The following is a 5,532-nucleotide window of genomic DNA, read 5'->3' on the forward strand; positions in this document are numbered from 1 at the left end:
AAGAAAATCAGGCAAGTGTTCTTGCCGCACAGGCGAAGGCTGCAGGAAATACCCTGACACGCATGCTGGAACTGGCAAAATAAGGAGATGTAACAAAAATGATGAAAGAACTTACCTATGATACCGTCATCGTTGGGGCAGGTGCCAGCGGTCTGTATGCTGCACTGAAACTGCCCAGAGAACAGAAAGTGCTGCTGATCTGCAAAGAAGATCTGGAAAGCTGTGACTCCATGCTGGCCCAGGGCGGCATCTGCGTACTGCGCGACGAAAACGACTATGACGAATTTTTCGAAGATACCTTAAAAGCAGGCCACTACGAAAACCGCAGGGAAAGCGTTGACCTGATGATCCGTAACAGCAGAGAGATCATCGATGATCTGCTGGCACTGGGCGTAGATTTTGATAAGGAAGATGACGGCAGCCTGAAATATACAAAAGAAGGCGCTCATTCCAAACCTCGTATCTGCTTCCATAAAGATATCACCGGCAAAGAAATCACAGAAACCCTGCTGAAACGTGTCCGTGAGCTGGAAAACGTGACTGTCATGGATCATACCGTGATGGAAGACTGGATCGTAGCAGACGGCATCTGCAAAGGCATTATTGCCACATCCGGCGAAGACATTCTGCAGATCCACGCAGATGATACGATCCTTGCTACAGGCGGTATTGGCGGTCTGTATGAACATTCCACCAACTTCCCCAGCCTGACAGGGGATGCCCTGCGTCTGGCAGAAAAATACGGCGTGGAACTGGAAAATATGGACTATGTGCAGATCCACCCTACCAGCCTTTACAGCGAAACACCCGGCAGACATTTCCTCATTTCCGAATCTGCCCGCGGCGAAGGCGCTATCCTGTTAAACAGCAAGGGCGAACGTTTCGTAAACGAACTGCTGCCCAGAGATAAAGTTTCTCAGGCGATTCATGCAGAAATGGAAAAAGAAGGTACAAAACATGTTTGGCTGTCCTTCGATCCCGTTCCCGCAGAAGATATCGAAAACCATTTCCCTAATATTTACAAAACCTGTCTGGAAGCAGGCTATGACATCACAAAAGAACCCGTTCCCGTGGTGCCTGCCCAGCATTACTTCATGGGCGGCATCCATGTAAACAGCGACTCCAGAACCACCATGGAACACCTGTATGCTGTTGGGGAAACCAGCTGCAACGGCGTTCACGGCAAAAACAGACTGGCAAGCAACAGCCTGCTGGAATGTCTGGTTTTCGCAGAAAGAGCAGCCCGGAAAATTGCATCCGAAAAGGAGTGAACCTGATGAATTCCATTACTATGAAAATCGTTGCAGATAAATATATCCGCATGGCTCTGGAAGAAGATATCAACAGTGAAGACGTTTCCACCAATGCAGTGATGCCCGCCTATCAGAAAGGCGAAGTACAGCTGATCTGCAAACAGGACGGTATCATTGCCGGTCTGGGTGTATTCGAAAGAGCTTTCCAGCTGCTTGACCCCGAAACAAAGGTAGAATTTTATGTAGCCGACGGTGACGCTGTGAAAAAAGGTCAGCTGATGGCTACTGTTACCGGGGATATCCGCGTACTGCTTTCCGGCGAACGCACTGCCCTGAACTACCTGCAGCGCATGAGCGGCATCGCTACCTATACCAACGAAGTGGCAAAAATGCTGGAAGGCACAAAGACCACCCTGCTGGATACCAGAAAAACAACACCCTGTATGCGCGTGTTTGAAAAATATGCCGTAACAGTAGGCGGCGGCAAAAACCACCGTTATAACCTTTCCGACGGCGTGATGCTGAAAGACAACCACATTGGCGCAGCTGGCGGCGTAAAAGAAGCCATTGCAGCAGCAAAGGCTTATGCCCCCTTCGTTCGCAAAATCGAAGTGGAAACAGAAAATCTGGATATGGTGAAAGAAGCAGTGGAAGCCGGTGCAGATATCATCATGCTGGACAACATGACTCCCGATGAAATGGCAGAAGCCATCCGGATCATCGACGGCAGAGCGGAAACAGAATGTTCCGGCAACATGACAAAAGAAAATATCAAAACCATTACTGAACTGGGTGTGGATTATGTTTCCAGCGGTGCTCTGACCCACTCCGCCCCTATTCTGGACATCAGCCTGAAAAATCTTCATGCCATTTAAGGCAGGATCCCTTTCCAAATAAAAAAGAACCCTTATGGGTTCTTTTTTTGTTTAATCTAAAATCCTGCCGTCTCTCGTTACGGTCACTACCTGCCAGGGGATAAATTTGCCGCTGTTCTGCAGGGCTGTTACGGCTGCTCTTTCGATGCCGCCGCAGCAGGGTACTTCCATGCGTACCACAGTCACACTCTGAATGTCATTCTGACGGATGATCTCTGTCAACTTTTCTGCATAATCCCCTTCATCCAGTTTAGGACAGCCGATGAGCGTCACTCTGCCCTTCATAAATTCCTGATGCAGGTTGGCATAGGCATAAGCCGTACAATCCGCCGCGATCAGCAGCTTTGCCCCGTCGAAGAAAGGCGCGTTGATGGGTGCCAGTTTGATCTGTACAGGCCACTGGCGCAGTTCAGATCTGACAGGAGCCGCACATACAGGCGCTTCTTCTGCTCTTTCAAACTGCATAGCCTTTCCGTCAGTACAGCCGCAGGGCTTCACCTGTTCCTGTTCTTTTTTCGCTTTGTTTGCCAACACTGCCGCCTCGTCATAGGCCAGTGCTTCTCTTTCCACAAAAGTGATAGCTCCTGTAGGGCATGCAGGCAGACAGTCTCCCAGACCATCGCAGTAATCATCTCTCAGCAGTTTCGCCTTCCCGTTCACCATGCCGATGGCACCTTCATGACACGCTTTCGCACACAGACCACAGCCGATGCATTTGTTCTCATCAATTTCAATAATCCTTCTGATCATACTTTTTCCTCCTCAAATACGCTCTATGATAACTCTCTTTCGATTTTTTCTTGACTTCTTGTTTTGAGTATACTATGCTTTTCCAAACAAGTATGTTGTTAAAACAACAAAAACAGAAAAAGGTGATAAAAATGGACTATCTTTTCTTATCGAATACCCTGCTCTTTCGCGGCACGACGCCCGAAGAAGTCAAAGCCATGCTGGGCTGTCTGCAGGCAGAGCAAAAAACCTATCAGAAAGGCGAAATGATCTACCGCATGGGGGATGCTGTCCCTGCCATGGGGCTGGTGCTTTCCGGCAGCGTTTCCATCGAAAATGACGATATCTGGGGCAACAAAAGCATTCTGGATACAGCTTCCGCGGGGCAGGTTTTTGCAGAAACTTACGCCTGTGTCCCCTCCGAACCCATGATGGTCAGCGTAGTGGCTTCTGAAAAAACAGATGTACTCTTCCTGAATGTGAGCCGTATCCTGCAGGTTTGCAACAATCATTGCAGCCATCATAACAAGATCATACACAATCTGCTTTCCGTTTCTGCCAGAAAAAATCTGAATCTCTCCCGACGTATTTTTCATACCTCTGCCAAATCCATCCGCGGCAGGCTGCTGTCCTATCTTTCCTATCAGGCCATGAAAAGCGGCAGTCGCGAATTTGATATTCCTTTCAGCCGTCAGCAGCTGGCAGATTACCTGAGCGTAGACCGCAGCGCCCTTTCCAACGAACTGAGCAAAATGCAGAAAGAAGGTCTTCTGCAGGCGAATCGCAGTCATTTTCTTCTGCTGAAAACCATAGAGGAAGACATCTGAAAATTTCGTATTATTTTTCTGTAAACTTTATGGTAGCGTTTGACAAAGACAGTGTCTTTCGTATAAAATAGAAGAATATAGCATATGACAAGACACATGATGAGGTGAACGGAAAATGACAGGCGCAGAACGTCGCAAAATGATTTTAAACTTAATGAAAGAATCCTCCAAGCCCCTTTCTGGCGGTGCTTTGGGCACAGCGACAGGCGTCAGCCGTCAGGTGGTGGTACAGGATATCGCCCTGCTTCGTTCCGAAGGTCACTCCATTCTGGCAACTGCCCGCGGCTATCTGCTGGAAAATCAAAAAGAAACAAAAACCTCCCGCCTGTTCAAAGTATTCCACGACGAAGGCCGTACGGAAGAAGAGCTGAAACTGATCGTAGATCTGGGCGGCTGTGTGGAAGATGTCATGGTAAACCACAAGGTATACGGCAAAGTCTCCGCTCCCCTCAATATCAAAAACCGCAGAGATGTACAGGCTTTTCTGAAAAATCTGGAAATGGGGAAATCTTCTCCCCTTTTAAAAGTGACCAGTGGGTATCATTTTCACCGCGTTTCTGCCGATGAAGCAGAAATTCTGGATGAGATCGAAGATGCCCTGCGTCAGAATGATTTCCTGACAGAAGTTTTTGATTATGAAATGGAATAAAAATAATAGCTAACGCATCGAAAAGCAGAAAATTTATTATAATTACAAACATATTGGCCTCTTTTCGTTTTGAAAGAAGTTATCTATATGGCAACAAAAAGACCCTCCCTTTGTTCGGGAAGGTCTTTTAAATTTCAAAGAATTTACCGGGTGGTGTATGCAACACTTTTGCAATTCTAAATAAAGTTGTAAGAGAAATCGATTTTTGTGGTTTGGATTCGATAGTTCCATATAAAATGGCTTGTACGTTTTATACAAGATTACGCTCACATCGAATCGTCACACGACTTTCTCCACCATATGTACAGGTAAACAGCGTCAAATCATATCCTCCGCCGCGCATATCTTCTACTGCTGTGCCTTTGAGAACTTCCATGGAAACCACCTGATAGGAAAACAGGTTACCGTCCATATCTGTAAAGAAAACGTCATCTCCTGCCTGCAGTCTTTTGATTTTTCCAAAATGCCCACTGTAATTATGTGCAGCAATAATCAAGTTGTCCTGATATGCCGATCCGGCATAACGGCAAGGTGCAGCCTTTAAAGCAGGATAATTCCACTCGCCTATCACAGGAAGATCCACACCCAAAGCAGGGATATCTATCACTCCGATATAATCATACTTTCCGACAGAACTTTTCGGCATTTCCATTTCCGGAGCAACGAAATAATCCGGCACTTCTTCCTCCAATGTTTCTTTTGCTTTGGAGATGTCCAATAAAACTTCTTCCATGGCAGCACCGGATGCCGCCGCTGCTCTTCTATCATCCCAGAAATTATATGCTGTTAGAAAAATTGCTGCCACAACAAACAAAAGCCCCATATAGATCAGGCAATTGCCCGCTTTATTCTTCTTCATTCATCTGCCTCCGTTTTAAAAAACAGCCAGCCATGATCAGAATCAGGCCACCACAGGCTAAAACAGGTACAGGCCACCACAAAGCCCCCGTCTTAGGTAATATTTCCTCCGTCTTAGGGATGATCTCGTCTATATCCCCCAGAACCATTTCGTCTTCTTCATCCTCATCAAGAGGATCTTCGCCCGGAGGATTTTCGCCCGGAGGATTTTCGTAAGTATTTGTCATAACGAAAGTCGTTCCCTCTTTTGAAACAGAAACAGTATAATTATCTTCTTCTTTTTCTACAACCATCCATTCGTATTTATCGCTCAGATCTTTCCATGTATGGCGCCAGTTGTT

7 protein-coding genes are annotated in these 5,532 nt (G+C 46.7%); 4 read left to right on the plus strand and 3 right to left on the minus strand.

The window, feature by feature from the left end:
• Positions 1-98 precede the first annotated feature (98 nt).
• Both ACJMLT_RS00155 and nadC read left to right on the plus strand, forming a co-directional pair.
• Complete coding sequence (locus ACJMLT_RS00155) at positions 99-1,271, plus strand: L-aspartate oxidase (protein WP_405724775.1); 1,173 nt, start codon at positions 99-101, stop codon at positions 1,269-1,271.
• Between the two features lie 5 nt (positions 1,272-1,276).
• On the plus strand, positions 1,277-2,128 hold the full coding sequence (nadC, locus tag ACJMLT_RS00160; RefSeq protein WP_405724778.1) for a carboxylating nicotinate-nucleotide diphosphorylase: 852 nt from the start codon (positions 1,277-1,279) through the stop codon (positions 2,126-2,128).
• Between the two features lie 51 nt (positions 2,129-2,179).
• On the opposite strand, the gene ACJMLT_RS00165 is transcribed toward nadC, so the two are convergent.
• Entirely contained in the window at positions 2,180-2,878 is a 699-nt protein-coding gene (locus ACJMLT_RS00165; protein ID WP_405724781.1) for an ATP-binding protein, read from the minus strand.
• A 131-nt stretch (positions 2,879-3,009) separates the two neighbouring features.
• On the opposite strand from ACJMLT_RS00165, the gene ACJMLT_RS00170 reads away from it, so the two are divergent.
• Positions 3,010-3,684: a Crp/Fnr family transcriptional regulator gene (locus ACJMLT_RS00170; protein WP_405724784.1), complete on the plus strand. Its 675-nt coding sequence runs from the start codon at positions 3,010-3,012 to the stop codon at positions 3,682-3,684.
• 115 nt (positions 3,685-3,799) lie between these two features.
• Positions 3,800-4,333 (plus strand): transcription repressor NadR, encoded by a 534-nt coding sequence (locus ACJMLT_RS00175; protein WP_405724787.1) that lies wholly within the window; start codon positions 3,800-3,802, stop codon positions 4,331-4,333.
• Positions 4,334-4,583: 250 nt separating this feature from the next.
• On the opposite strand, the gene ACJMLT_RS00180 is transcribed toward ACJMLT_RS00175, so the two are convergent.
• Positions 4,584-5,192, minus strand: a complete 609-nt coding sequence (locus ACJMLT_RS00180) for a sortase (RefSeq protein WP_405724790.1) — start codon at positions 5,190-5,192, stop codon at positions 4,584-4,586.
• The coding region (locus tag ACJMLT_RS00185) for a hypothetical protein (RefSeq protein ID WP_405724793.1) at positions 5,179-5,532 on the minus strand (354 nt) is incomplete at its 5' end. The genes ACJMLT_RS00180 and ACJMLT_RS00185, both read right to left, overlap by 14 nt.

The organism is Anaerotignum sp. (genome assembly GCF_045122575.1).
Taxonomy (GTDB): domain Bacteria; phylum Bacillota; class Clostridia; order Lachnospirales; family Anaerotignaceae; genus Anaerotignum_A.